This is a genomic window from Leisingera aquaemixtae (assembly GCF_001458395.1).
In the GTDB taxonomy this organism is placed as follows: Bacteria; Pseudomonadota; Alphaproteobacteria; order Rhodobacterales; family Rhodobacteraceae; genus Leisingera; species Leisingera aquaemixtae.
The window spans coordinates 399,332-424,529 of sequence record NZ_CYSR01000030.1 but is presented as its reverse complement, the minus strand read 5'-3'; the positions used below and the strand labels follow the sequence as shown (position 1 = coordinate 424,529).

Genomic DNA, 25,198 nt, shown 5'->3' with positions numbered 1-25,198 from the left:
ATGGAGGGTAACACGATGAATTTCCACGAAGTCCGATTTCCCGCTTCGCTCAGCTTCGGCTCTGTCGGCGGTCCGGAGCGGCGCACCGATGTGGTGACGCTGGCCAACGGGTTCGAGGAGCGCAACACCCCCTGGGCGCACTCCCGCCGCCGCTATGACGCGGGGCTGGGCCTGCGCGCGCTGGAGGATATCGAGACGCTGATCGCCTTTTTCGAGGCCCGCCAGGGCCAGCTCTACGGCTTCCGCTGGAAAGACTGGAGCGATTACAAATCCGCCCGCGCCAGCGCGGAGGTTGCCTTTGATGATCAGGTGGTTGCGACCGGCGACGGTGCCACGGTGACCTTTCAGCTGGCCAAGACCTACCGCTCGGGCGCCTTCACCTACCAGCGCCCGATTGCCAAACCGGTGGCGGGCACGGTGCGGGTCGGGATCGGCCAGGACGAGCTGCGCGAAAGCGTCGATTACGAGCTGGACACCGCTACCGGTCTGATCACCCTGGCGCATCCGCCGGAGAAGGGTCTCAGCATCCGGGCGGGGTTCGAATTCGACGTGCCGGTGCGGTTCGACACCGGCAGCATCCAGACCAGCGTCGCCTCGTTCCAGGCGGGCGAGGCGCCGGCGGTGCCGGTGGTGGAGGTGCGGGTATGAGCGGGCTGTCCGAAGCCTTCCGGGCCCATGTTAAGTCCGGCATCACCACCCTGTGCCGCTGCTGGGCGCTGGAGCGGCGCGACGGTGCGGTGCTGGGCTTTACCGACCATGACTGCGTGCTGCGCTTTGACGGGCTGGCGTTTCAGCCCGGCAGCGGCCTGACGGCGCGGGCGGTGAGCCAGGCCACCGGCCTGTCGGTCGACAACACCGAGGCGCTGGGGGTGCTGAGCGATGCCGCGGTGCGCGAGGCGGACATCGAGGCGGGCCGCTTCGACGGCGCCGAGGTACGCTGCTGGCTGGTGAACTGGCAGGATGTCTCAATGCGCTGGCTGCAGTTCCGCGGCTCGATTGGCGAGATCCGCCGGGCCGGCGGCGCCTTTCAGGCGGAACTGCGCGGGCTGACGGAGGCGTTGAACCAGCCGCTGGGGCGGATCTATCAAAAACCCTGTACCGCGGTGCTGGGCGATGCCGCCTGCGGGTTCGACCTCGGGACGCCCGGCTATGCCACCGAGCTGGCCGCCGCAGAGGTGGAGCGCAACGAGGTGTTCCGCTGGGACGCCTTGCCGGGGTTTGAGCCGGACTGGTTCACCGGCGGGCGGCTTACGGTCCTCAGCGGCGCGGCTCAGGGGCTGTGGGCGGCGGTCAAGGCCGACCAGTCCACGGCGGGCGGGCGGAAAATCGCCCTGTGGGAACCCACCCGCGCTGCGGTGCAGCCTGGTGATACGCTGCGGCTGGAGGCGGGTTGCGACAAGCGGCTGGAGAGCTGCCGGCTGAAGTTCAACAACCTGCTGAACTTTCAGGGTTTCCCCGACATTCCGGGGGAGGACTGGGTGATGGCGGTGCCGCGCCAGTCGGGCGTGAACACCGGGGGCAGCAGGCGATGAGCCGGGTGGTGCAGGCTGCCCGCGGCTGGATCGGCACGCCCTATGTACATCAGGCCTCCTGCAAGGGGGCGGGCTGCGATTGCCTGGGCCTGATCCGGGGCCTGTGGCGCGAGCTGTGCGGGGCCGAGCCGGAGCTTCCGCCCGCCTACACGATGGACTGGTCCGAGCCGCAGGGCACCGAGGCGCTGTGGCAGGCGGCGGCGCGGCATCTGACGGCAAAGCCGTTGCGAGACGCTGCCCCCGGCGACGTGATCCTGTTCCGCATGCGCGAAGGATCGGTGGCCAAGCATCTGGGGGTGCAGTCTCAGGCTGGCAGCAATGAGACGAGGGCAATGCCTGGCCGCGGGCGGAAACGAAGTGCCCGCCCGGGGGGGCGGACGGGCACTGCCCGGCCTATCGGCCAGGCGGAAGTTGTCAATTCAGGCCCCGCCTTCATCCACGCATACGCCGGCCACGGGGTTGTCGAAAGCCCGCTGAGCCCGCCCTGGCAGCGCCGCATCGTGGCGCGGTTTCACTTCCCGAAGGAGCTGAACTGATGGCAACCATTCTTCTCTCTGCCGCAGGCGCGGCGGTTGGCGGCGCAATCGGCGGCACTGTCGCGGGCCTCTCGTCCGCGGTGATCGGCCGGGCGGTGGGCGCCACACTGGGCCGCATGATCGACGAACGCCTGCTGGGCTCAGGCTCGGCCCCGGTGGAGACCGGCAAGGTCGACCGCTTCCGCCTGACCCAGTCCAGCGAGGGCAGCCCTGTCGCGCAGGTCTATGGCCGGATGCGGCTGGGCGGGCAGGTGATCTGGTCCTCGCGGTTCCTGGAAACCTCCACCACCAGCGGCGGCGGCGGCAAGGGCCGGCCCAGCCAGCCGCAGGTCACCAGCTACAGCTATTCGGTGTCGCTGGCGATTGCGCTCTGCGAGGGGGAAATCGCCCATGTCTCCCGCATCTGGGCCGATGGGGAGGAGGTGGCGCCCAAGGATCTGAACATGACCGTCTACCGGGGCACAAAAGACCAGCTGCCCGACCCGGTGATGGAGGCGGTCGAGGGCGCGGGCCAGGTGCCTGCCTACCGCGGCACGGCCTATGTGGTGTTCGAGAACCTGGAGCTGTCGCGCTTCGGCAACCGGGTGCCGCAGTTTTCCTTCGACGTGCTGCGGCCGGAGCAGGCGGACAGCAGCACCTATACGCAGGATCTGGGCCAGCTGGTGCAAGGCGTGGCGCTGATGCCGGGCACCGGCGAATTCGCGCTGGCCGCGCAGACGGTGCAGTATTCCGGCGGCCCGGGCGATGCGAAGGCGGCCAATGAGCATACGCCCTCGGGGATGAGCGACCTCAAGACCTCGCTCAACGCGCTGGAGGCGGAGCTGCCGTCCTGCGGCGCGGCCTCGCTGATCGTGTCGTGGTTCGGCGATGACCTGCGCTGCGGCAGCTGCACCCTGACACCGAAGGTCGAGCATAAGGAGGCTGAGGGCAGTCTGCCCTGGAGCGTCAGCGGCCTGACCCGCGGGACCGCGGCGCAGGTGCTGACGCAGGAGGGCACGCCGATGTATGGCGGCACGCCCGCCGATGCCTCGGTGACCCAGGCGATCCGGGAGATGCGAGACAGGGGCCTCAGGGTGATGTTTTACCCCTTCATCCTGATGGACCAGGCCGAGGGCAACGAACTGCCCGATCCCTGGACCGGCGGCGCCAGCCAGCCGCATCTGCCCTGGCGGGGGCGGATCACGCTCTCTGCCGCGCCGGGGCAGCCCGGCTCGCCCGATGGCACCGCGGCGGCGGAGGCGGAGGTGGCGGCGTTCTTTGGCACCGTCACCGCGGCGGATTTCACCGTGGGGAATGGCACGGTCGCCTACAGCGGGCCGCAGGAGTGGAGCCTCAGCCGCTTCATCCTGCACAATGCCGCGCTGTGCGCAGCGGCGGGCGGGGTGGAAGCCTTTTGCATCAGCTCCGAAATGCGGGCGCTGACGCAGATCCGCGGTGCCGCGGGCTTTCCGGCGGTGGCAGCCCTGCGCGCCCTGGCGGCAGAGGTGCGGCTGCTGCTGGGGGCGGAGACCAAAATCGGCTATGCCGCCGACTGGTCGGAATACTGGGGCTATCAGTCGCCGGAGGGCGACCGGTATTTCCATCTCGACCCGCTGTGGGCGGATGACACCATCGACTTCATCGGCATCGACAACTACATGCCGCTCAGCGACTGGCGCGAAGGGGAGGATCACCTGGACGCGCAATCCGGCGTGCCCGCGATCTATGACCTCGGCTACCTGCGCAGCAATGTGGAGGGCGGCGAAGGCTATGACTGGTATTACCATTCGCCCGAGGCCGCAGCGGCGCAGATCCGCACCCCGATCACCGATGGCGCCCATGAGGAGGCCTGGATCTGGCGCTACAAGGATATCCGCAACTGGTGGATGCAGGAGCACCATGAGCGGATCGGCGGGGTGCGTCAGGCCGCGCCCACCGCCTGGGTGCCGCAGAGCAAGCCCATCTGGTTCACCGAACTGGGCTGCGCCGCCATCGACAAGGGCACCAACCAGCCGAACAAGTTCCTCGATCCGAAAAGCTCCGAATCCAAACTGCCGAAATATTCCAACGGGTTGCGCGACGATCTGATCCAGATCCACTACCTGCGCGCGATCCTTGGCTATTGGGGCGAGGACGCCAACAACCCGGTCTCGGAGGAATACGGCGATCGCATGCTGGATATGTCCAACGCCTATGTCTGGGCCTGGGACGCGCGGCCGTTCCCGGCCTTCCCCAGCCGTGCGGACATCTGGACCGACGGCGAAAACTACCTGCGCGGCCATTGGCTGAACGGTCGGGCCGGGCAGCGCACGCTGGCCTCGGTGGTGGCGGAGGTGTGCCGCCGCGCGGGGCTGGAGGATTTTGACGTCTCGCGGCTTCACGGCGTGGTGCATGGCTATGTGAACCCGGATGTGAGCGATGCGCGCGCGGTGCTGCAGCCCTTGATGCTGCGCTTCGGGTTCGACGCGGTGGAGCGCGGCGGGACGCTGCAGTTCCGGATGCGCAGCGGCAGCGGGGCCGAGACGCTGGCGCTGGAGCATCTGGCCGAAAGCGGCGAGCTGGAGGGCACGCTGGAGCTGTCCCGCGCCAGTGAGGCGGAGCTGGCGGGGCGGGTGCGGCTCCGGTTTACCGAATGGGGCGGCGACCATGCCGCCGGGTCGGTGGAGGCGGTCATGCCTGACGAGGCCACCCATTCCGTCAGCCAGACCGAGCTGCCGCTGGCGCTGACCGGTGCCGAGGCGCGCCAGGTGGCCGGCCGCTGGCTGGCCGAGGCGCGGATCTCGCGCGATACGCTGCGGTTCCAGCTGCCGCCCTCGATGCTGCATCTGGGCGCGGGGGATGTGGTGTCGCTGCCGCTGGAGGGCGGCGATCAGCTCTACCGCATCGACCGGGTGGAACAGGCTGAGGCGCAGCTGGCGGAGGCGGTGCGGATTGAACCCGGCACCTATGACCTGGCCGCGGTGGCGGAGGAGCTGCCGGGCGTCAACGCCTTTGCAGCGCCGGGGCCGGTGCTGCCCCTGTTCCTGGATCTGCCCCTGATGCGCGGCGATGAGGTGCCGCACGCGCCGCATCTGGCGCTGACGGCGCAGGCCTGGCCCGGCAGTGTGGCGGTCTATGGCTCGGAGGAGGATGAGAATTACGCGCTGGAACAGGTGATCGCGGCGCGGCAGGTGATCGGGGTCACGGAAACGCCGCTGTTGGCCGCAGGCGCGGGGCGCTGGGATCTGGGGGCGGATCTGCAGGTGAAGCTGATCTCCGGCTCGCTGGAAAGCCGCACCGTTGAGGCGGTGCTGAACGGCGCCAACGCGGCCGCCATCGGCGATGGCACGCCCGGCAACTGGGAGCTGTTCCAGTTCCGCGCGGCAGAGCTGATTGCGCCGCAGACCTACCTGCTGCGCGGGCGCTTGCGCGGCCAGCAGGGGACCGATGCCGTGATGCCGGAGGTCTGGCCTGCCGGGTCTTATGTCGTGCTGCTGGACGGCACGCCGGTGCAGCTGGAGCTGGCGCCGGAACAGCGCCGCCGGCTGCGGCATTACCGGATCGGTCCTGCGCGGCGGGCGCTGGAGGATCCGTCATATGTGCACCGGCAGGAGAGTTTTGAGGGCATTGGCCTGAGGCCTTATGCGCCGGTGCATCTGCGGCTGAGCGGCGCGCTGGGCGAAGACATCGCCGCCGCCTGGGTGCGCCGCACCCGGATCGAGGGCGACAGCTGGGACCTGGACGAGGTGCCGCTGGGCGAAGAGACGGAATCCTACCGCATCCGGGTGATGCGCGGGACCGCGGTGCTGCGGGAGGAGACGGTGGCCGCGCCGGGCTGGGCCTATCCGGCAGCGGCGCAGGCTGCGGACGGGGTGCAGGCGGGCGATGTGCTGGACGTGGCGCAGCGGTCGGCGCGGTATGGTGCCGGGCCTGCGGTGCGGGCCGTGCTGGAATGATCCGCCCGGTGCTGCCCGGCGATGTCTCCGCGGTGGCGCGGGCGCTGCTGGCGGTGCCGGAGAGCGGCCGCCTGCGCCTGTGCCGCCGCATTTTCGGCGGCGCGGCAGAGGCGGCGGCGCATTGCCGGATGCTCGGGCAGCTGCATCCGCGCTGGGGCGACGGCAGCCTGAGCGCGGCGGCGCGGCGGTGTGCCCTGGCAGAAGAACCGTTTCTGGATGACGCGGCCTATCTCGGCTGCACCCGGCTGGTGCTGCGGGAACTGGCGCTGGTGCTGGATGCGGAGGCGGAGGCTCCCGCCCGCTGAACCCGGCAGGAAACCTGCCCGGCCAGCCGTTGGGCGTGGCGCCGCCTGCCTGCGGCGGCGGCGCGGCGGCGTTCCATCGATAACGAAAATGTACCCCATCACGGGTTTGCGTTTGCCGAAAAAGCCCTTAGATGGCTATCTTGAGCGGAGAAAGGATGCATCGCCATGTTCAAAACGCAGCACGCCGTCGCCTCGCTGGATCCCGTCTGGGACCGGATCACCAAGGAAGCCCAGGACGCTGTCGACTCGCAGCCGCTGATGGGCGGGCTGATCCATGCCTGTATCCTGCACCATAAATCGCTGCAGAAGGCGCTGTCCTACCGGATTTCCGCCAAGCTGTGCTCCAACGAGATGTCGATGACCATCCTGCGGGAGATCGTCGATGCCGCCTATGAGGCCGACCCCGGCATCGTGGAAGCCTCGCGCGCCGACCTGATGGCGGTTTATGAGCGCGATCCGGCCTGCCACCGGTTGCTGCAGCCGATCCTCTATTTCAAGGGGTATCAGGCGGTGCAGGCCTACCGGATCGGCCATTGGCTGTGGCAGCAGGGCGACTGGGATCTGGCGTATTTCTTCCAGATGCGGATTTCCGAGATCTTCGGTGTCGATATCCATCCGGCGGCGGTGATCGGCAAGGGGATCATGATCGACCATGCCCATTCCATCGTCATCGGCGAGACTGCGGTGGTGGGCGACAACGTGTCGATGCTGCATTCGGTGACGCTGGGCGGCACCGGCAAGGAGGAAGAGGACCGGCATCCGAAGATCGGCGACGGGGTGCTGATCGGCGCCGGCGCCAAGGTGCTGGGCAATATCAAGGTCGGCCATTGCAGCCGCATTGCCGCCGGGTCGGTGGTGTTGTCGGAGGTGCCGCCGTGCAAAACCGTGGCGGGCATTCCGGCGCGCATCGTCGGCGAGGCGGGCTGCGATCAGCCCTCGGTCAGCATGGACCAGCGGTTTCCGAACGGCTCCGACTGAGGGATGCGCCGCGGGCCGCGCCGCATTTTGAGTATTTTTGGAAAGATGAAAGGGGCGCGGAATGCGCCCTTTTTTACTGCCTTCTCCGGCAGGAAATAATGTTTCTGTATAGAGGGTTGGGGGAGGCTGTTGATCCTTTCCCCGGGGGCGGGGCAGCCTGCGGTTCCGCAGACTGGCGCGCCGGGCGGAGGGCGGTCTTATTTGATGGCAGCCTTGGCGGGCTGGCTTGAACCCGGTTGCGCCGGGGCGCATAGTCCGGGGCAACAGCTTCTTTTTCTGCAGTTTCTATTTGGGGGACAGACCATGATTTACACGACCGAAGGCCGCGGGCGGCTCTATGGCTCGATCCTGGAAACGGTGGGCAACACGCCCGCGATCCGGCTGAACCGCATCGCGCCGGATCATGTGACCATCTACGTGAAGTTCGAGGCGTTCAACCCGGCGGGGTCTGTGAAGGACCGGCTGGCGCTGAATATCATCGAGGCGGCGGAGCGCGAGGGGCGGCTGAAGCCCGGCCAGACCGTGGTAGAGGCGACCAGCGGCAACACCGGCATCGGCCTCGCCATGGTGTGTGCCGCCAAGGGCTATCCGCTGGTGATTACTATGCACGACGGGTTTTCGGTCGAGCGGCGGCGGCTGATGCGGATGCTGGGTGCCAAGGTGGTGCTGACCCGCAAGGAGGACAAGGCGGTTGGCATGGTGGTGAAGGCCAAGGAGCTGGCGGAGGCCAACGGCTGGTTCCTGGCGCATCAGTTCGAGACCAAGGACAACGCCGACATTCATGAGAGCACCACCGCGCGGGAGATCTTGGGGGATTTCGCGGGCGAGCGGCTGGATCACGTGGTGCTGGGCTATGGCACCGGCGGCACGGTTGCGGGTCTGGGGCGGGTGCTGAAGGGCGCGCGGCCCGATCTGAAGGTCACCCTGAGCGAGCCGTCCAACGCGGCGCTGGTGCAGTCCGGTGAGGCGCAGGCGCGCAATGCGGAGGGCGAGCCTGCGGCGACCCATCCGGCCTTCAACCCGCATCCCATTCAGGGCTGGACCCCGGATTTCATCCCGCTGGTGCTGCAGGAGGCGCTGGACGAGGGCTATTTCGATGCGCTGGAGCCTGTGAGCGGTGAGGAGAGCATTGCCTGGTCGAAGCGGCTGGCGGCGGAGGAAGGCATTCTGACCGGGATTTCAGGCGGCGGCAGCCTGGCGGCGGCGGTCAAAGTGGCGGAGCGGGCGCCGGAGGGGGCAGTCCTTCTGGCGATGCTGCCGGATACCGGCGAGCGCTATCTCTCGACGCCGCTGTTTGACGGCATTGCTGCGGAGATGGATGAGGCGGAGCAGGCGCTGTCGGCCTCGACCCCCGGGTATCAGTACTGAGCAGCGCGCCGCCGCTGGCGTTGGGCTGGCGGCGGCGGTTGCGCAGGTGAGTATTTGGGGAAAGATGAAAGGGGGCGGGGGCGTTCCCTTTTTGAGTTTCGATGGTTCTTGGGGGACGTGTAGCCCACCTGTATCCATGTCCATGAAGCGGGGGTTTGCTGCCGTTTTCCGCAGGTGCGGCCCGAGACCCTAGCGAGCCGCAGCTAAGGGCAAGAGCAGGCCATGAAAAGTCGCTGAGGCGCATCAGCCCACACGTTGCAACACTGCAGCGCAGCTATCGCTCCTCAGCCATTTAATGGGCGGAAATCAGAATGCTGATTTGCTGATTTCGGCAAACGAGAGAGCAGCAATTGGCCTTCATGAGACTTCAGCGCGAGGCGCGCTGTCGGGCCATAGCGTTCGAAATCCCCGAAAAGCTCCAGAATCTCCTCCCGCGTTTGAGCATCAAAGGACCCTAGAGTTTCAGCTCCCGGATGATAGCTCTCACTTGCAAGACCGTTGCCGCAGAGAATTTCATGCTCATCAAACAGCAAGTGGACATAGGTCACCAGCTGGCCATCTGCCCGCACTTGGATTGTTGTGCCGTTCACGAGATGCTTCGCCTTGACCAAGACTTCGGAATGCCCAAATAGCAGCTCTGCCAGCTCAGAAGAAATCAGCACCCGGTGGTTTTGCGACACGGCGATTGGGCCATGATCGCCAAGCGCATGAGCAGCAAAGACCACCGGTGCATGGCGGCCTGTCGCGTGGCGGGTGCTGTACCCGATCCAGCGCAGTGGCTGCAGACCGTGATCCCGGGTCATGACCTCGGCTCCCACTTGCAGGTCTTCGACAGCGACTGAGCCGTACCTTGTATCGATCTGTGTGCCTGCCACGAAACACGGCGGAGCACCTGTAACGGTTTCGACCTTTACCGATCCGACATCGCTGTTTCCTCGATCATCCACAACCGTATAGGAAAACGTGCTGGTTTCAGACACGGTGCTGTCATTGGTGATCGAGAGCGTGCCGTCCGCATTCAGGGTCACGACTTCACCGCTGCTCAGCGATACGGACTGACCGGACGAAACAGCCTGGCCCGCAATATGGGTGATCGTCAGGCTGCTGCCGTCGCCGTGGAGGTCATTGTCCAGAACGTTCAGGACCTCGGACCCATCGCCTGAAATTTGGAAGACATCGCTTTTTGCAACCAGATCCGGCGCAAACGGACCCGTCATTGTGTCGATGTCCGAATTCCAGACCAGATCCCCGAGCAAACCGCCCTCCGGAAGGCCTGAGAAGTCGAGGATCATCGTGGTATAGAGGTCTCCGGCAGCCTCGCTTCCGGACAAATTCACAATTCCGGTATAGGTCGCCGTGATATTGCCGGACAGGTCTTCATATTCTGGAGCAACTTTGAACGGAAAGCCGTTCTTTGAGGTTGGCGTGGATCCCCCGAGAGGATCATCATCCATGGCAAAGGCCGTATCAAACACCGAGCTGGCCGGAGCAAGGTCGATCTGGAGCGAGGTCAGCTGTTTCGTCGTCGATAGCTCGTGCCAGCTGTAGCCGAAGAACATATCAATGCCGGCGCCTGCCGCCCCGCCATTGGTATACGGATCCAAGGCCTGCCACGTCAGGGTTTCCGTTGTGCCATCGGCGTAGGTTGCCGTGATACGGGCGCCGTCCAGATCCACCCCGCGAGAGGATGTGTCGGGTCGGACGTTATAGGCACTTTCATGCGGGTCTTCATCAAGCCGAACAATATCAATCGCGGGCATGACTATAGCCTCTTTCGAATGGATGCGGCCGAACCAAGTTAGATTGCCATGCCGGCAGCATTTGGCGGTCTTGAAAACACATGAGGGTGCTTTGAACGCGCAGTATGGGATCACGGTGGCATAAACACAGCAGAATTGGGGCATGAATTGCGGATCGAGATCTGCCAATCGATCCAAATCATCTGCTTAAGCCGAAGGATAGAATGCCGTTCAGGTATTTCCTGAAGCCGCCACACGTTCGCTATGCGTGAAAGCTGTCCGGTGCAGATGCAGCGGCAGGACTGCTGCGCAAGGGCCGCCAAGGGCTGGAAGCGGCCAATTGAGACCTGTAGCAGCATTACAAATGCAAAGCCCCGGTCGTGGACCGGGGCTTTTTTGTTGTCTGAAGGAGGCAGCCTCTTAGGCCAGCATCACCATCGGGTTTTCCAGGTTGCCGACGATCGCCTTCAAGAGGTCCGCGCCGAGGGCGCCGTCGATGACGCGGTGGTCGACCGACATGGTGACGCTCATCACCGTGGCGACCTTCAGTTCGCCGTCCTTGCCCACAACCGGCTTCTTGACGCCGGAGCCGACTGCCAGAATGCCCGCGTGCGGCGGGTTCACGATGGCGTCGAAGTTGTCGATGCCGAACATGCCGAGGTTGGAGATCGCGAAGCTGCCGCCCTGGTATTCATGCGGCGCGAGCTTGCGGTCGCGGGCGCGCTTGGCGAGGTCCTTCATCTGCGCGGACAAGGCGGAGAGCGATTTCACGTCGGCGTCCTGCAGCACGGGGGTGAACAACCCGCCCTCGATGGCGACGGCAACCGCCACGTCGGAGGCTTTCATCTTGAGCACCCGGTCGCCGGCCCAGACCGCGTTGGCGTCCGGCACCGCTTGCAGCGCCAGCGCCACCGCCTTGATGATGAAGTCGTTGACCGAGAGCTTGACGCCGCGGCCTTCGAGCTGCTTGTTCAGCTCGCCCCGGAATTTCAACAGCGCGTCGAGCTGGATGTCGCGGCGCAGGTAGAAATGCGGGATGGTCTGCTTGGCCTCGGTCAGGCGGGCGGCGATGGTCTTGCGCATGCCGTCCAGCTTGACCTCTTCGAACTCGCGGCCCTCGTACATGCGGGCGACCATGTCGGCGGAGGGGCCGGAAGGAGCGGCGGCAGCGGCAGGAGCGGCAGCGGCGGCCTCTGCCTTGGGTGCTGTGGCGGCTGTGGCCTGCGGCTTCGCATCCATAACGTCGGCCTTGACGATGCGGCCCTTGGGGCCGGAACCTTTGATTGCGCTCAAGTCCAGGCCCTTGTCCGCAGCGATGCGGCGGGCCAGCGGCGAGGCGAAGATGCGGTTGCCGTCCGCGCCCTGCGGGGCGGCGGGGGCAGCTTTGGCCGCGTCCTTGGGGGCCTCGGCTTTGGCTTCGGACTTGGCTTCAGCCGGCGCCTCTTCCTTGGCCGGGGCGGATGCGCCGCCGCCGGAGGACTGGATGTCGTCGGCGCTTTCGCCGTCTTCCAGCAGCACCGCGATGGGGGTGTTGACCTTCACGCCCTCGGAGCCTTCGGCGATCAGGATCTTGCCGATCACGCCTTCGTCCACGGCTTCAAATTCCATGGTGGCCTTGTCGGTTTCGATCTCGGCGATCAGGTCGCCGGAGGAAACAGTGTCGCCCTCCTTGACCAGCCATTTGGCAAGGGTGCCTTCCTCCATGGTGGGAGAAAGCGCGGGCATCAGGATTTCGGTGGGCATGTCAGCGCTCCTCAATCAGAACAATTTGGTCATAGGGCGCCTTGGGGCGCCCGGTGCCGCGGGCAAGCTGGGTGATCGCGGCTTCGATCTTGTCTTTGTATTCGGCCATCCAGACGTAGGCCTCCTGATGGGAGGGCCGCGAGCCGATCAGCCGTGTGTCTGCTGCCAGCCGTTCGGGAACCAGTGCGGTGACTGTGCGCCCGTCGACGGTCAGCGTGACGCGGTAGCATTCGGTTTCGGGATCGCGGCCCCTGATTTCCATCTTCGTCCTTAGCGGTAGGTCACTTGCTTCACCGCCTCGACCACCTCATCCGTGGTGATCAGCGCGTGGCGTTCCAGGTTGGCGGCATAGGGCATGGGCACGTCCTTGCCGGTGCAGGTGATGACCGGCGCGTCCAGATAGTCGAACGCCTGCTGCATCACCTCGGAGGCGATGTAGCTGCCGACGGAACCCTGCGGCCAGCCTTCCTCGACCGTGACCAGGCGGTTGGTCTTCTTGACCGACTCGATCACCGTGGGCAGGTCCATCGGGCGCAGCGTGCGCAGGTCGATGACCTCGGCGCTGATGCCGTCCTGGGCCAGCTTCTCGGCGGCTTCCAGCGCGTACTGCATGCCGATGCCGAAGGAGACGATGGTGGCGTCGGAGCCTTCGCGCCAGATCCGGGCCTTGCCGAAGGGGATGGTGAAATCATCCAGTTTCGGCACGTCGAAGGCGCGGCCGTAGAGGATTTCGTTCTCCAGGAAGATCACCGGGTTGGGATCGCGGATCGCGGTCTTCATCAGACCCTTGGCGTCGGCGGCGGAGTAGGGCATCACCACCTTGAGGCCCGGGATCTGCATGTACCAGGCGGCGTAGTCCTGGGAGTGCTGGGCACCGACGCGGGCGGCCGCACCATTGGGGCCGCGGAACACCATCGGGGCGCCCATCTGGCCGCCGGACATATAAAGCGTCTTGGCCGCGGAGTTGATGATGTGGTCAATCGCCTGCATGGCGAAGTTGAAGGTCATGAACTCGACAATCGGGCGCAGGCCGCCGAAGGCCGCGCCGGTGGCGATGCCGGCAAAGCCGTGTTCGGTGATCGGGGTGTCGATCACCCGCTTGGCGCCGAATTCATCGAGCAGACCCTGGCTGACCTTGTAGGCGCCCTGGTACTCGGCGACTTCCTCGCCCATCAGGAACACGTCCTCGTCGCGGCGCATTTCCTCGGCCATGGCGTCGCGCAGCGCTTCGCGCACGGTGGTCTGCACCATCTCGGTGCCTTCCGGGTAATCCGGCTCCAGCACCTTGGCAGGCATCGCGGGGGCCTTCTGCGGCGCGGCGGCGGCGGGTTCGTCAGAGGGTGCTTCCTCAGCCGGGGCCTCTTCCTTGGCGCTGGAGGCCTGGTAGTCATCGGCGCTTTCGCCGTCTTCCAGCAGCACCGCGATGGGGGTGTTCACCTTGACGCCTTCGGTGCCTTCACCGATCAGGATCTTGCCGACGGTGCCTTCGTCGACGGCTTCAAACTCCATCGTCGCCTTGTCGGTTTCGATTTCCGCCAGGATGTCGCCGGAGCTTACGGTGTCGCCCTCCTTGACCAGCCATTTGGCCAGGGTGCCTTCCTCCATGGTCGGCGACAGGGCGGGCATCAGAATTTCAGTTGCCATGTCTTGTTCTTCCCTCTCAGGCGTTTTCCTGCGGCACTTCATCCGCGTAGATGTCGGTCCAGAGCTCGTCCAGGGCCGGCTCCGGGCTTTCCTTGGCGAAGTCGGCGGATTTGGAAACGATGTCCTTGATTTCCTTGTCGATCGCCTTGAGGTCTTCTTCGGTGGCGTGCTTGCCGGTCAGGAGCATGTCGCGGACCTGCTCGATCGGGTCGCGCTCCTCGCGCATTTTCTGGACCTCTTCGCGGGTGCGGTACTTGGCCGGATCCGACATCGAGTGGCCGCGGTAGCGGTAGGTCTTGACCTCAAGGATATAGGGGCCGTCGCCGCTGCGGCAGTGGGCCACGGCGCGTTCGCCCGCTTCCTTGACGGAGAGGACATTCATGCCGTCCACCGCTTCGCCCGGGATGCCGAAGGCCTTGCCGCGTTCCCAGATCTCCGCGCTGGAGGTGGAGCGCTGCTGCGAGGTGCCCATGGCGTACTGGTTGTTCTCGATCACGAAGATCACCGGCAGTTTCCACAGGGCGGCCATGTTGAAGGTCTCGTAAACTTGGCCCTGGTTGGCGGCGCCATCACCGAAATAGGTGAAGGTGACGCGGCCGTTGCCCTTGTACTTGTCGGCAAAGGCGAGGCCCGCGCCGAGCGGCACCTGGGCGCCGACGATGCCGTGGCCGCCATAGAAATGCTTCTCTTTCGAGAACATGTGCATCGAGCCGCCCTTGCCCTTGGAGTAGCCGCCTTCGCGGCCCGTCAGCTCAGCCATGACGCCGTCGGGGTCCATGCCGCAAGCCAGCATGTGGCCGTGGTCGCGGTAGGAGGTGATGCGTTTGTCGCCTTCCTCGGCGGCGGCCTCAAGCCCTACGACAACGGCTTCCTGGCCGATGTAGAGGTGGCAGAAGCCCCCAATCAGACCCATGCCGTAGAGCTGGCCCGATTTCTCTTCGAATCGGCGGATCAGCAGCATCTCGCGGTAGTAGTGGGTCAGTTCTTCGGCAGAAACGTTTGGTTTCTTTACGCTTTTTCTAGCGGCCATGGTGGTCAGCTCCCCCTGAAGGCTAGATAGTTTAGTGTTAAACAAATTCATAGCGGGTTTTGCCGCGGCTGAATAGTGCTATTCTGACGCGGAGCGGACGCGGCGTAAAGATCCGCCGATAGGCGCGCAGGAAGGCGGCACCCGGGGGCGGGCGCAGGGGGAGGTCCGGCCCGGATCTTGCGGTTACGGTCCGGGCTGCACTGCAAGCGCAAGAACCGGGTCGCCCGGCCTTAGCCTTCGTCCTTACCTGTATGGCATGCACAAACAGAAAGGCATGACCATGGAACTGAAAGACAAGACAATCATCATCACCGGAGCCAGCAGCGGGATCGGCGCTGCCGCAGCGCTGTTGTTCTCCGCCGAAGGGGCAAATGTGGTGCTGGGCGCGCGCCGGGAAGCACGTTTGGAAGCCATTGCAGGGCAGATTGAGCAAAGTAACGGGCGCGCTGCTTTTCTGGCCGGGGATGTCTGCGACGGGGCTTACGCCAAGGCGCTTGCAGATCTGGCGGAGGAGCGGTTTAGCGGCCTTGATGGCGCGTTCAACAATGCCGGCATGATGGGGGATGCGGGCCCCGTTACGGAGATGGAGCCCGGCAATTGGCAAACCGTCCTTGAAACCAACCTCACCAGCGCGTTTCTGTCTGCGAGGGCCCAGATCCCCGCGCTGCAAAGACGGGGCGGTGGAGCCATTGTCTTTACCGGAACCTTTGTGGGCGTCAGCAATGGCGGCATGCCGGGCATGGCGGCCTATGCCGCTTCAAAGGCCGGGTTGCTGGGGCTGACCCGATCGCTGGCCTCAGAGCATGCGGCTGAAGGGATCCGGGTGAATACGATCCTGCCGGGGGGGACCAAAACGGATATGGCCGGCGACGATCCGGCGGTGCATGAGTTCATCGCCGGTTTGCACCCGCTCAAGCGGATGGCGGAGCCGAGGGAAATCGCCCAGTCTGCCATGTTCCTGCTGTCGGACAGGGCAAGCTTCATGACCGGTGCTCCGGTTTCCGTGGATGGCGGTATTTCGGCCCGTCTGATTTGACTGGGCTGCCGCTGGCTGCAGTGCGGCCGACGGCGTTCCTTGCCGAATGGATCAGCGGATCACGATCTCGTCGGCGCGGACCAGGCCCAGCACCGAGCGGGCCTGTTCATCCAGCAGGTCGAGATCGAGGTAATCGTCGGAGAGCCGCCGGGTCAGGTTTTCCATGTCGCCGATGTGGGAGTGGAGACGGCCGAGATCCAGCCGCAGTTCTTCTGCTTCGGCTTGGATCTCGACCCTCCGGAATAGACCGAAGTCGCCTTGCACCGCCGCAAACGTGAAATACGCGCTAAGCGCGAAGGCGATTGCAAAGAAGGCGATGGCGCCAAAAGACGGCCGGGGGCTTCGGGTCACGTTGGGAGTGCCTGTATGTTACTGCTGTAGTGTTTTGATTTTGCGCCGTTTCCCGGCGTCTGTCTTATGTATGCCACAACCGAATCGGCTTGTGAATCCCAAAACTGTCCACAGGGGGAATTTTTTGCGGTTTGGCCCCGGCGCTGCCGTTACGGCAGCCCGGCGGTGACGCGGCGCTGTGCTGGCCACGGCGCGGCGGCTTGCGCAGGCTGGGCCCAGGGAGGATCAGCGATGCAAGACAGGGCAGCCTGCGCCGGGCGCGGCGATTTGGGAACTCATGAGGTGCAGAACCAGCCGCAGCCGCGCGGCGGGCGCGATCTGTGGGCTGAGGACGCGGCGCTGCGGTCCTATGCGGCGCATCACGGCGGCCGCACGGATGCGCTGGCCCGTGCCGGGGCGGAATACGGCAGTGAAACGCTGCTGGAGGCCGCTGCGGAGGCGCGGCGCGATCCGCCGCGGCTGGAGCTGTTCAGCCGCTCCGGACGCCGGCTGGACGAGGTGCGGTTCAATGCGGGCTATCATCAGGTGATGGCGGCGGCGCAGCGGCTGGGCTATGCCCATGCCGCCTGGGACGGCGCGCCGGGCGGCCATGTCACCCATGCGGCGCATGTCTATATGCTCAACCAGGTGGAGCCGGGCGTGTGCTGCCCGATGACCATGACCTATGCCGCGATCCCCGCGCTGCGCAATGCGCCGGATCTGGCGGCGCTGTGGCACCCGAAGCTGCTGAGCGCGGAGTATGACCCGGCGGTGCGGCCCGTCGCGCACAAGCGCGGCGCGACGCTGGGCATGGCGATGACCGAGAAGCAGGGCGGCTCTGACGTGCGGGCCAATACCACCCGGGCGGTGCGGGACGGGGCGCATTACCGGCTGACGGGGCACAAGTGGTTCTGCTCGGCGCCGATGTCGGACGGGTTCCTGACGCTGGCCTATGCGGAGGGCGGGCTGACCTGCTTTCTGGTGCCGCGCTGGCTGGAGGAGGGGCGCAACGGCATCCGGCTGCAGCGGCTGAAGGACAAGCTGGGCAACCGCGCGAATGCCAGTTCCGAGATCGAATATGCGGAGGCGCTGGCCTACCGGGTGGGCGAAGAGGGCGCGGGCGTGCGCACCATCATCGAGATGGTGCATCACACAAGGCTGGACACCGCGCTGGCGCCTGCCGGGCTGATGCGGGCGGCGCTGGCGGAGGCGTTCTGGTGGGCCGAGGAGCGCGCGGCGTTTCAGAAGACGCTGATCGGCCAGCCGCTGATGCGCGCGGTGCTGGCCGATCTGGTGCTGGATGCCGAGGGCGCGCTGGCGGCGGGCATGGCGATGGCGGCGGCCTTTGACCGGCCGGATCCGGACAGCCGGGCGCTGGCGCGGATCGGGGTGGCGCTGGCAAAATACCTGGGCAACAAGCGCTGCATCCCGGTGATCGGCGAGGCGATGGAGGTGCTGGGCGGCATGGGCTATGTCGAGGAGACGCCGATGCCGATGCTGTATCGCGAGGCGCCCTTGAACGGGATCTGGGAAGGGTCGGGCAATGTGATCTGCCTCGATATCCTGCGCACGCTGGCCAGGGAGCCGCGGGCCGCGGCGGCGCTGAACGCGCTGCTGGACGGGGCCAGGGGCGGCGACCGGCGCTATGACGCGGGGCTGGCGGCGCACCGGGCGCGCTGGCCCGGGCTGCCGGATGAGGCGGAGGCGCGGTGGTTTGCCGAAAGCCTGGCCACGCTGATGACGGCGGCCTGCCTGATGGACGCGGCGCCTGCTGCGGTGGCGGAGGGCTATGTCACCAGCAGGGTTGCCGGGGAGCGCGGATCGCTGCCGGGATCGGTGGCGGGGCTGGATGTGAACGCGATCCTGGCGCGGTTCCGCGGCGCGTAAGTCCACCCTGGACAAGACAAAGGCCCAGCTTTGCAGCTGGGCCGGAGAGTTCTTGCAGCTTGGAGTTTACTGCTCCAGCGCGGCGACGCCGGGCAGGGTCTTGCCTTCCATCCATTCCAGGAAGGCGCCGCCGGCGGTGGAGATGTAGGTGAAGTCGCCCGCCGCACCGGAGGCATTCAGCGCCGCCACGGTGTCGCCGCCGCCGGCCACCGAGATCAGCTGGCCGGAGCGGGTCATCGCTGCGGCTTTCAGCGCGGCGGCGTTGGTGGCGGCGTCGAACGGTTCCAGCTCAAACGCGCCGAGGGGGCCGTTCCAGATCAGCGTCTTGCTTTTCGAGAAGACCTCGATGATGCGGGCGAGGCTTTCCGTGCCTGCGTCCAGGATCATGCCGTCCTCGGGGCATTGATCGGCGGGCAGGATTTCATGCGGGGCGTTGGATTCGAACTTCTTGGCGACCACGATGTCGGTGGGCAGGATGATCTCGCAGCCTGCGGCCTCGGCCTTGGCGAGGATTTCGGCTGCGGTGTCCTTCATGATGCGTTCGGCCAGCGAGATGCCGACCGGCAGGCCCTTGGCCACCAGGAAGGTGTTGGCCATGCCGCCGCCGATCACCAGGTGGTCGACCTTTTCGATCAGGTTGCCCAGGAGTTCCAGCTTGGTGGAGACCTTGGCGCCGCCGACCACTGCGGTCACCGGGCGCTTCGGCTTGCCCAGGGCGCTTTCCAGCGCCTGCAGCTCTGCCTGCATCAGGCGGCCCGCGCAGGCGGGCAGCAGGCGGGCGATCGCCTCGGTGGAGGAATGCGCGCGGTGAGCGGCGGAGAAGGCGTCGTTGCAGTAAACCTCGCCCAGCCGCGCCATGCCGGCCGCCAGATCGGGGTCGTTCTTGGTTTCCGCGGCGTGGAAGCGGGTGTTTTCCAGCAGCAGCACTTCGCCCGGCTGCAGCGCATCGGCAGCAGCCTCGGCGCCGGCGCCGACGCAATCGGCGGCAAACAGCACGCGGGTGTCAAAGGCGCGCTCCAGCGTCGGCACCAGCTGGTTCAGGGACAGGTTCTCGCGGCGCTCGCCGCCGGGGCGGCCGAAGTGGGCTAGCAGGATCGGCTTGCCGCCTGCCGCCAGAATGTCGCGCACGGTGGGGGCGATACGGCGGATGCGGGTGGAGTCGGTCACCACGCCTTCGACGATCGGCACGTTGATGTCCACACGCACCAGCACGCGCTTGCCGTTCAGATCCATGTCGTCGAGTGTTTTCCAGCCCATCTCAAGAGACCCCTTATGGTGAAAGTGCAGTCAAATCCGCGGGCTGTTTCGGGGGTTTTTGCGCATCAGTCAATGCTCCCTTGGCATTTCCGGGCGCTGGCCTTAACTATCGTTGCAAATTTCGACGACAGGAGGGCCACATGGCCGAGATCAAAGATCCCGAAAACACCATCATCATCGAGCTGAAAGACGGCAATGTGGTGATCGAGCTGCTGCCCGACGTGGCGCCGAAGCATTCCGAGCGGATGAAGGAACTGGCCCGTGCCGGCGAGTATGACAACGTCTGCTTCCACCGGGTGATCGACGGCTTCATGGCGCAGACCGGTGATGTGGCCAATGGCGACATGGAAGACGGCTTCAACTTGCGCATGGCGGGCACCGGCGGCTCCAGCCTGCCGAATGTTCCGGCCGAGTTTTCCAAGCTGCCGCATGACCGCGGCACCCTGGGCGCGGCCCGTTCGGCCAACCCGGACAGCGCAAACTCGCAGTTCTTCATCAACTTCAAGGACAACCACTTCCTGAACGGTCAGTACACCGTTTATGGCCGTGTCATCGACGGCATGGAGCACGTGGATGCGATCACCCGCGGCGAGCCGCCTGCGAACCCGGACCGGATGATCTCCGTCAAGGTGGCTGCGGATGCATAAGGCGCTTTCGCTGGTGGCCCTGCTGGCGGCAGGGCCTGCCTTTGCTTCTGGTCTGGAAATCCAGGTCGCGGGCGAAGCCAACGGCACCATCAAGATCGACCTCTTTGAGGACGTGGCGCCCAAGCATGTGGAGCAGATCACCGCGCTGGCCGAAGCGGGCCAGTATGACGGCGTGGTGTTCCACCGCGTGATCGAAGGCTTCATGGCGCAGACCGGCGATGTTGAGTTCGGCAAGGCCGGCGGCGACATGCGCCGGGCCGGGCAGGGCGGCTCTGACCGCCCGGATCTGGCGGCTGAGTTCTCCGACATCACCTATGACCGCGGCGTCGTCGGCATGGCCCGGTCGCAGAGCCCGGACAGCGCCAATTCGCAGTTCTTCATCATGTTTGCCCCGGGCCCGTTCCTGGACGGCCAGTACACGGTTGTCGGCAAGGTGACCGAGGGCATGGATGTGGTCGATGCGATCAAGCGCGGCGCCGGCCCCAATGGCGCGGTGATCGGCCAGCCTGACACCATGGCCAAGGTGAGCGTGACCGAATAAGGCCTTCTGGCTTTCTGAAAGAAGATGGCCCGCGCCCGGCACTCCGGGGGCGGGCCTTTGCTTGTGCGGGGTGATGACAGCCGGTCACAAGCCCGTGCCCGCCCCTGTTCCGCGCCGCTTTGCCGCCGTTTACTGGCACCGGGAGGTGCTGGTCATGCTGAGGGGGTTGTTGTTGTGTTTGGGGCTGCTGTTGCCATTGACTGCAGCAGCCGATCCGCAGGTCTGGCAGAGGGAATGGCCGAAGACCGACTTCAGCCGGTCGCTGGTTGCGGACTGGCAAGAGATCCGCTCCGGCGGGGTGCCCAAGGATGGCATCCCGGCACTGGATGCGCCGCGGTTCGTGCAGGCCGCAAAGGACCGGAGGATCAAGCCGCGCGAGCCGGTGATCACGCTGGAGCTGGAGGGCGCCACGCCGCGGGCTTATCCGCTGCGCTATCTGACCTGGCATGAGATCGTGAACGATGTGGTGGCAGGGGTGCCGGTGGCGGTGACCTATTGCCCGCTGTGCAATTCGGCGGTGACATTCGACCGGCGCACCGGTGCCGGGGTGCTACGCTTTGGGGTCACTGGCAAGCTGCGCCATTCAGATCTGGTGATGTATGACCGCGAAACCCAAAGCTGGTGGCAGCAGGCGACCGGCACCGGCATCGTCGGGCGGATGACCGGCACCCGGCTGAAGACGCTGCCCGGCTGGGTGGAAAGCTGGCAGGAGTTCACCGCCCGCAACCCGGACGGGCTGGTGATGGCGCAACCGGGCTGGAACCGGCGTTACGGGCAGAACCCTTATGTGAACTACGACAGGTCGGACTGGCCGTTCCTGTATGACGGCACCCCGCCGCCGCATGGGCTGGCGCCGATGGAGCGGGTGGTGCGGGTCGGCAGCCAGGCCTGGCCGCTGGCGCGCCTGGCACGCGAAGGCGAGATCCGCGAGGCCGGCGTGGTGCTGAGCTGGCAGGCCGGCCAGGCCTCGGCGCTGGATGCGGGGACCATCGCCAAGGGGCGCGACATCGGCTCTGTCCGGGTGCGCGACAGGCAGGGGCGCGATGTAGCGCATGACGTGATGTTCGCCTTTGCCTTCCATGCCTTCTGGCCGGACGGCACGTGGATGCTGAAATGACAAAAGGCGCGCCGTGGAGGGCGCGCCTTGTTACCTCCGGCGGACCGGCAGATCAGAACAGGAAGTTGTCCGCGTCCTGCAGTTGCGCCAGGCTGATGTCCTCCACCAGGATGGTCACATCGGCGAAAGAGACCAGCACATCGTCCCCCTGTGTCTCAAAATCCAGCTGGCCCAGGCGGGAGGCGCCGCGGCCGATCTGGATGTGATCCTGGCCTGCGGTGAAGTCGGTGATGGTGTCGTTGCCGTGGCCCTTGTGGAACACAAAGGTGTCGGCGCGGCCGCCGCCGGTCAGCAGGTCGTCGCCTTTCTGGCCCAGCAGCACATCGCGCCCGCTGCCGCCGCTGAGGCGGTCGCCGCCGGTGCCGCCGGACAGGGTGTCATCGCCGCCGCCGCCGGCCAGGGTGTCGGCGCCGTTGCCGCCCTTCAATGTGTCGATGCCAGTGCCGCCCAGAAGCTTGTCGCTGCCGCGGCCGCCATCGAGGAGGTCGTTGCCGCTTTGGCCGCTGAGCACGTCATTGCCGCCGTCGCCATTCAGCGTGTCGTCTCCGCTCTCTCCGCTCAGCGTGTCCTTCGCGTCGCCGCCAGCCAGGTTGTCGTTGCCGCCGTTGCCGAACAGGCTGTCGGCGTCGAGACCGCCCAGCAGCGTGTCGTTGCCGTTTCCGCCGCGCAGCGTGTCACTGCCGCTGTGGCCGGAAATCTTGTCGTTGCCGTCTTCCCCCAGAAGCAGGTCGTGTCCGGAGAATCCGTTAATGCTATCGTTGCCGCTGCCGCCGAGCAGGACATCGTGGGATGTTGCCGTTCTGTTATCTCCATTGAGCGTGTTGGCATATGAGGTCCCGGCCGTCAGGCTGACAGTGCGGTCGCTGAATTGGACAAACTCAATGGAGTTCAGGGTGTCGCGGCCGTCCGGTCCGTCAAGGATGATGCGGCTGAAGCTGGAGGAGAAGCTGGCGTTGGAGAAGGCGCCATCGACAATCAGCCTGTCTGTTCCGCTGCCACCGTAAATGTAGTCCCAGCCGCTTCCCGCATTGATTGTGTCATTGCCATCCCCCAGCTTCCAGGTGCTGCTGCGGGTCGAGTTGATGCTGAAGAGGTCGTTGCCCTTTGTGGCCTCCTCCTCGAAGGAGGAAGTTGAGTAGCTATTGGAATATTTGGTGAAGGACACGTCCAGACCGCTGGCGGTATAGACTGTTGATCCGTTGATCTGGAATGTGATGCTTGTGATCGTTCCATAGACGGATGTGCCAAATGCACTGAAACTGCCTGTAACTCTGGCCGAAAAACTGGCGCCGCTGTATGTGGTGCCGTTGATTTCCACAAGGTTGCTGTTGACTGTCCCCGGTGTCGGGTTGAGGACCCGGAAGGTTTGAAGATCCCCGACATCCCAGCTGTTGCTGGAATCATTCACGGTAAACGTAGCCATTGGGTACAGCTCCTTGGACTTGACAATACTTTGGTTGAAACCCTGTTGGGCAACTCAATTCAAAGGTCTATTGCCCTAGAAGGGGAGTAATGTTCAAGGCAAGGAAATCTTTACCGTCACGTTACTGTAACGTTTTTGCAGCTTTTACGAGTGTTCCCCCGCAAGGCAAAAAAGAAACGCCGCAAGCGGAGGCTTGCGGCGCAGCTTTCGTGTCTGTGTGGCCCGGCAGTGTTGAAAGCCTGCCGACCGGCAGTTCAGCCTTCGGCCTTGTGCGCCGCAGTCGCGGCTTGAACGGCTGCCGACGGAGCAGCCGGGGCTGCGGCCGGGGCGGATTTGCGGCCGCCCGGGTTCAGCGGGTCGTCCTGGCGCTGCACGGAGCCTTCGAAATGGGCGCCGCTTTCGATCGCGATGGTCTTGTGGATGATGTCGCCTTCGACCCGTGCGGTGGAGGTCAGGCGCACCTTGAGGCCGCGCACGCGGCCGACGATGCGGCCGTTGATGACAACGTCATCGGCGGTGATCTCACCCTTGATGGTGGCGGTCTCGCCGACGGTCAGCAGATGCGCGCGGATGTCGCCCTCGACGGTGCCTTCGACCTGGATGTCGCCGGTGGTCTTGACGTTGCCGGTGATGTGCAGGTCCGAGCTCAGCAGCGACGCGGCGGGCTTGGCCTTGGGCGCGCTGGTCTTGTAGTCGCTGGGCGTCGGCGCAGCCGGAGCGGCAGAGGCAGGGGCAGCCGGGGTTGCGTCGGCCTGCTTCGGCCCGGGCTCGTTGATTTTGCTCTTAGAAAACATTTCTCGCAGCCTTGATGTAGATCATGGGGTTTACAGGTTGCCCGTTGACCCGCACCTCGTAGTGGAGGTGGGTCCCGGTGGACCGTCCGGTGTTACCCATATCAGCAATGTGATCCCCGCGCGAGACCCTTTGGCCGGCCGTAACGCGGAGTTTCGAATTATGGGCGTATCTTGTCTCGATGCCGAACGCGTGGCGGATGGTGACCAGCTTGCCGTAGCCGGATTGCCAGCCCGCGTGGGTCACCACGCCGTCGGCGGTGGCAAAGATGTCGGTGCCGGTGCTGCCTGCAAAATCAAAGCCCTTATGCAGGCGGCGGCCGCCGGTCTTGGGGTCGCGGCGGTAGCCGAATCCGGAGCTTTGGCGCACATGGCCCAGATTGACCGGGGTGGCAAACGGCGCCTTTTCCGCGGCCAGACGGTACAGATTCAGCTGATCCAGCCGGGCAAGGATCCTGTTGGCGCGCAGCTCTTCCGGGGCGGGTTCCTCGCCCCGGGTCGACATCGCCAAGGGCGCAAGCGGGCCGCCCTGGCCGTCGTAGCCGCGCCGGACCTGCTCAAGAATCCGGTCGGGCGGCATGCCGGCGCTGCGGAACATCTTATCCAGCGGGGTGATCGACACCGCGACCGCCTCTTCCAGCTGGCGGAAGATCTGGCCGTTGCGTTCTTCCATCAGCTGCAGTTCCAGTTCCAGCTCCTGGCGCTGGCCGACGGCGTCCCGGGCATCGGCCATGATCCGGTCGCGCTCTGCTGCGGTATCGGTCAGGGCCCCCGCCAGCATGTCCATCTGCTCCACGGCGCTGGCCATGACCGCCGGGGCGGCGTTTTCGTCCTGGGTTTCTTCCTGCAGCTCTGCCAGGGCCCGGCGGGCGCCGTCGCGGTCGCTCATGGTGTCGCGCAGTGTGGTCTGGATCACCTCGATGCCGGTTTCCAGCTCGCGGCGGCGGGTCTCCGAGGCCAGCAGCTCGGATTGCATCATCGAGATCTGGGCCAGCACGGCGTTGAACCGCTCCTGCGCCGCCAGGGCTTCCTCGGCGCGGGCGTCGCGCTCGTCGGAGATTGCATTCAGGCGTTCGCGGTAGGTCTGCTGGTCGCGTTTGGCCAGCTCGCGGAAATTGCCGGCGCCGATGCTGTCCATTAGCACGATGGCGGTGGCAACAATGGTCCAGGAGACCAGCAGGGTGATGCCGGCCACCGCGGCCAGCTGGGTCTCCGACCGCAGCCGGATGAAACGCGTGTCGGTGTCGGATTTGAGGAACACCCGCCGCTCGGGGAAGCGGCGTTCCAGAAAGGCGTGAATTCTGATCGCGAGCCGTGTGCGCAAAGTCCGTTCCCTGTTCCGTCCCTGTCCCGAAGTGCGCCGGTGCCGCAGGGCGGATC

The 25,198-nt window shown here is 65.6% G+C and carries 22 protein-coding genes; 12 read left to right on the top strand and 10 right to left on the bottom strand.

All coding sequences use genetic code 11. The features are described 5' to 3' along the window. Positions 1-15: 15 nt before the first annotated feature. The 7 genes from PHA8399_RS15595 (at position 16) to PHA8399_RS15565 (ending at position 8,633) form a co-directional block, all read left to right on the top strand. Entirely contained in the window at positions 16-648 is a 633-nt protein-coding gene (locus PHA8399_RS15595) for a DUF2460 domain-containing protein (protein WP_058287032.1), read from the top strand. Then, complete coding sequence (locus tag PHA8399_RS15590; RefSeq protein ID WP_058287031.1) at positions 645-1,532, top strand: phage/gene transfer agent baseplate hub protein; 888 nt, start codon at positions 645-647, stop codon at positions 1,530-1,532. The genes PHA8399_RS15595 and PHA8399_RS15590 overlap by 4 nt, the downstream gene beginning before the upstream one ends. Then, entirely contained in the window at positions 1,529-2,068 is a 540-nt protein-coding gene (locus tag PHA8399_RS15585) for a C40 family peptidase (RefSeq protein WP_058287030.1), read from the top strand. Before PHA8399_RS15590 ends, PHA8399_RS15585 begins: the two co-directional genes overlap by 4 nt. Beyond that, a complete protein-coding gene (locus PHA8399_RS15580; protein ID WP_058287029.1) occupies positions 2,068-5,982 on the top strand; it encodes a baseplate multidomain protein megatron in 3,915 nt (1,304 codons plus the stop codon). Before PHA8399_RS15585 ends, PHA8399_RS15580 begins: the two co-directional genes overlap by 1 nt. After that, the gene (locus PHA8399_RS15575) at positions 5,979-6,287 is read left to right on the top strand and encodes a DUF7742 family protein (protein ID WP_058287028.1); all 309 of its coding nucleotides are present in this window, start codon (positions 5,979-5,981) and stop codon (positions 6,285-6,287) included. Before PHA8399_RS15580 ends, PHA8399_RS15575 begins: the two co-directional genes overlap by 4 nt. Before the next feature lie 165 nt (positions 6,288-6,452). Further along, positions 6,453-7,265 (top strand): serine O-acetyltransferase, encoded by an 813-nt coding sequence (gene cysE / locus PHA8399_RS15570; protein WP_058287027.1) that lies wholly within the window; start codon positions 6,453-6,455, stop codon positions 7,263-7,265. A 303-nt stretch (positions 7,266-7,568) separates the two neighbouring features. Beyond that, positions 7,569-8,633: a PLP-dependent cysteine synthase family protein gene (locus PHA8399_RS15565; RefSeq protein ID WP_058287026.1), complete on the top strand. Its 1,065-nt coding sequence runs from the start codon at positions 7,569-7,571 to the stop codon at positions 8,631-8,633. A 284-nt stretch (positions 8,634-8,917) separates the two neighbouring features. Here the strand turns inward: PHA8399_RS15565 and PHA8399_RS15560 are convergent, their stop codons facing one another. The 5 genes from PHA8399_RS15560 to pdhA form a co-directional block, all read right to left on the bottom strand. Beyond that, positions 8,918-10,561 carry a Hint domain-containing protein gene (locus PHA8399_RS15560; protein WP_439330525.1) on the bottom strand — a complete coding sequence of 548 codons (1,644 nt, stop codon included), beginning with the start codon at positions 10,559-10,561 and terminating at the stop codon, positions 8,918-8,920. A 231-nt stretch (positions 10,562-10,792) separates the two neighbouring features. Next, the gene (locus PHA8399_RS15555; RefSeq protein WP_058287024.1) at positions 10,793-12,115 is read right to left on the bottom strand and encodes a pyruvate dehydrogenase complex dihydrolipoamide acetyltransferase; all 1,323 of its coding nucleotides are present in this window, start codon (positions 12,113-12,115) and stop codon (positions 10,793-10,795) included. 1 nt (position 12,116) lies between these two features. Then, positions 12,117-12,377 (bottom strand): hypothetical protein, encoded by a 261-nt coding sequence (locus tag PHA8399_RS15550; RefSeq protein WP_058287023.1) that lies wholly within the window; start codon positions 12,375-12,377, stop codon positions 12,117-12,119. An 8-nt stretch (positions 12,378-12,385) separates the two neighbouring features. Further along, the gene (locus tag PHA8399_RS15545) at positions 12,386-13,759 is read right to left on the bottom strand and encodes a pyruvate dehydrogenase complex E1 component subunit beta (protein WP_058287022.1); all 1,374 of its coding nucleotides are present in this window, start codon (positions 13,757-13,759) and stop codon (positions 12,386-12,388) included. 16 nt (positions 13,760-13,775) lie between these two features. Continuing rightward, positions 13,776-14,789: a pyruvate dehydrogenase (acetyl-transferring) E1 component subunit alpha gene (gene pdhA / locus PHA8399_RS15540; RefSeq protein WP_058287021.1), complete on the bottom strand. Its 1,014-nt coding sequence runs from the start codon at positions 14,787-14,789 to the stop codon at positions 13,776-13,778. Positions 14,790-15,069: 280 nt separating this feature from the next. Here pdhA and PHA8399_RS15535 point away from each other — a divergent pair, with 280 nt between their 5' ends. After that, positions 15,070-15,825: an SDR family oxidoreductase gene (locus PHA8399_RS15535; RefSeq protein WP_058287286.1), complete on the top strand. Its 756-nt coding sequence runs from the start codon at positions 15,070-15,072 to the stop codon at positions 15,823-15,825. A gap of 51 nt (positions 15,826-15,876) precedes the next feature. Here the strand turns inward: PHA8399_RS15535 and PHA8399_RS15530 are convergent, their stop codons facing one another. After that, complete coding sequence (locus PHA8399_RS15530; protein WP_058287020.1) at positions 15,877-16,176, bottom strand: FtsB family cell division protein; 300 nt, start codon at positions 16,174-16,176, stop codon at positions 15,877-15,879. 231 nt (positions 16,177-16,407) lie between these two features. On the opposite strand from PHA8399_RS15530, the gene PHA8399_RS15525 reads away from it, so the two are divergent. Further along, positions 16,408-18,042, top strand: a complete 1,635-nt coding sequence (locus tag PHA8399_RS15525) for an acyl-CoA dehydrogenase family protein (protein ID WP_058287019.1) — start codon at positions 16,408-16,410, stop codon at positions 18,040-18,042. Positions 18,043-18,108: 66 nt separating this feature from the next. On the opposite strand, the gene PHA8399_RS15520 is transcribed toward PHA8399_RS15525, so the two are convergent. Continuing rightward, entirely contained in the window at positions 18,109-19,299 is a 1,191-nt protein-coding gene (locus tag PHA8399_RS15520; protein ID WP_058287018.1) for a phosphoglycerate kinase, read from the bottom strand. A 140-nt stretch (positions 19,300-19,439) separates the two neighbouring features. Here PHA8399_RS15520 and PHA8399_RS15515 point away from each other — a divergent pair, with 140 nt between their 5' ends. From PHA8399_RS15515 to PHA8399_RS15505, 3 genes are all read left to right on the top strand, one after another. After that, positions 19,440-19,946 (top strand): peptidylprolyl isomerase, encoded by a 507-nt coding sequence (locus PHA8399_RS15515; protein WP_058287017.1) that lies wholly within the window; start codon positions 19,440-19,442, stop codon positions 19,944-19,946. Beyond that, on the top strand, positions 19,939-20,487 hold the full coding sequence (locus PHA8399_RS15510) for a peptidylprolyl isomerase (RefSeq protein ID WP_058287016.1): 549 nt from the start codon (positions 19,939-19,941) through the stop codon (positions 20,485-20,487). The genes PHA8399_RS15515 and PHA8399_RS15510 overlap by 8 nt, the downstream gene beginning before the upstream one ends. Before the next feature lie 154 nt (positions 20,488-20,641). After that, positions 20,642-21,604, top strand: coding sequence for a DUF3179 domain-containing protein (locus PHA8399_RS15505; protein WP_058287285.1), 963 nt, complete (start codon positions 20,642-20,644; stop codon positions 21,602-21,604). Between the two features lie 52 nt (positions 21,605-21,656). Here the strand turns inward: PHA8399_RS15505 and PHA8399_RS15500 are convergent, their stop codons facing one another. The 3 genes from PHA8399_RS15500 to PHA8399_RS15490 form a co-directional block, all read right to left on the bottom strand. Next, a complete protein-coding gene (locus PHA8399_RS15500) occupies positions 21,657-23,027 on the bottom strand; it encodes a calcium-binding protein (protein ID WP_058287015.1) in 1,371 nt (456 codons plus the stop codon). Positions 23,028-23,281: 254 nt separating this feature from the next. Further along, positions 23,282-23,821 carry a bactofilin family protein gene (locus tag PHA8399_RS15495; protein WP_058287014.1) on the bottom strand — a complete coding sequence of 180 codons (540 nt, stop codon included), beginning with the start codon at positions 23,819-23,821 and terminating at the stop codon, positions 23,282-23,284. Continuing rightward, positions 23,811-25,142: a M23 family metallopeptidase gene (locus PHA8399_RS15490; protein ID WP_058287013.1), complete on the bottom strand. Its 1,332-nt coding sequence runs from the start codon at positions 25,140-25,142 to the stop codon at positions 23,811-23,813. The genes PHA8399_RS15495 and PHA8399_RS15490 overlap by 11 nt, the downstream gene beginning before the upstream one ends. Between the last annotated feature and the right edge of the window lie 56 nt (positions 25,143-25,198).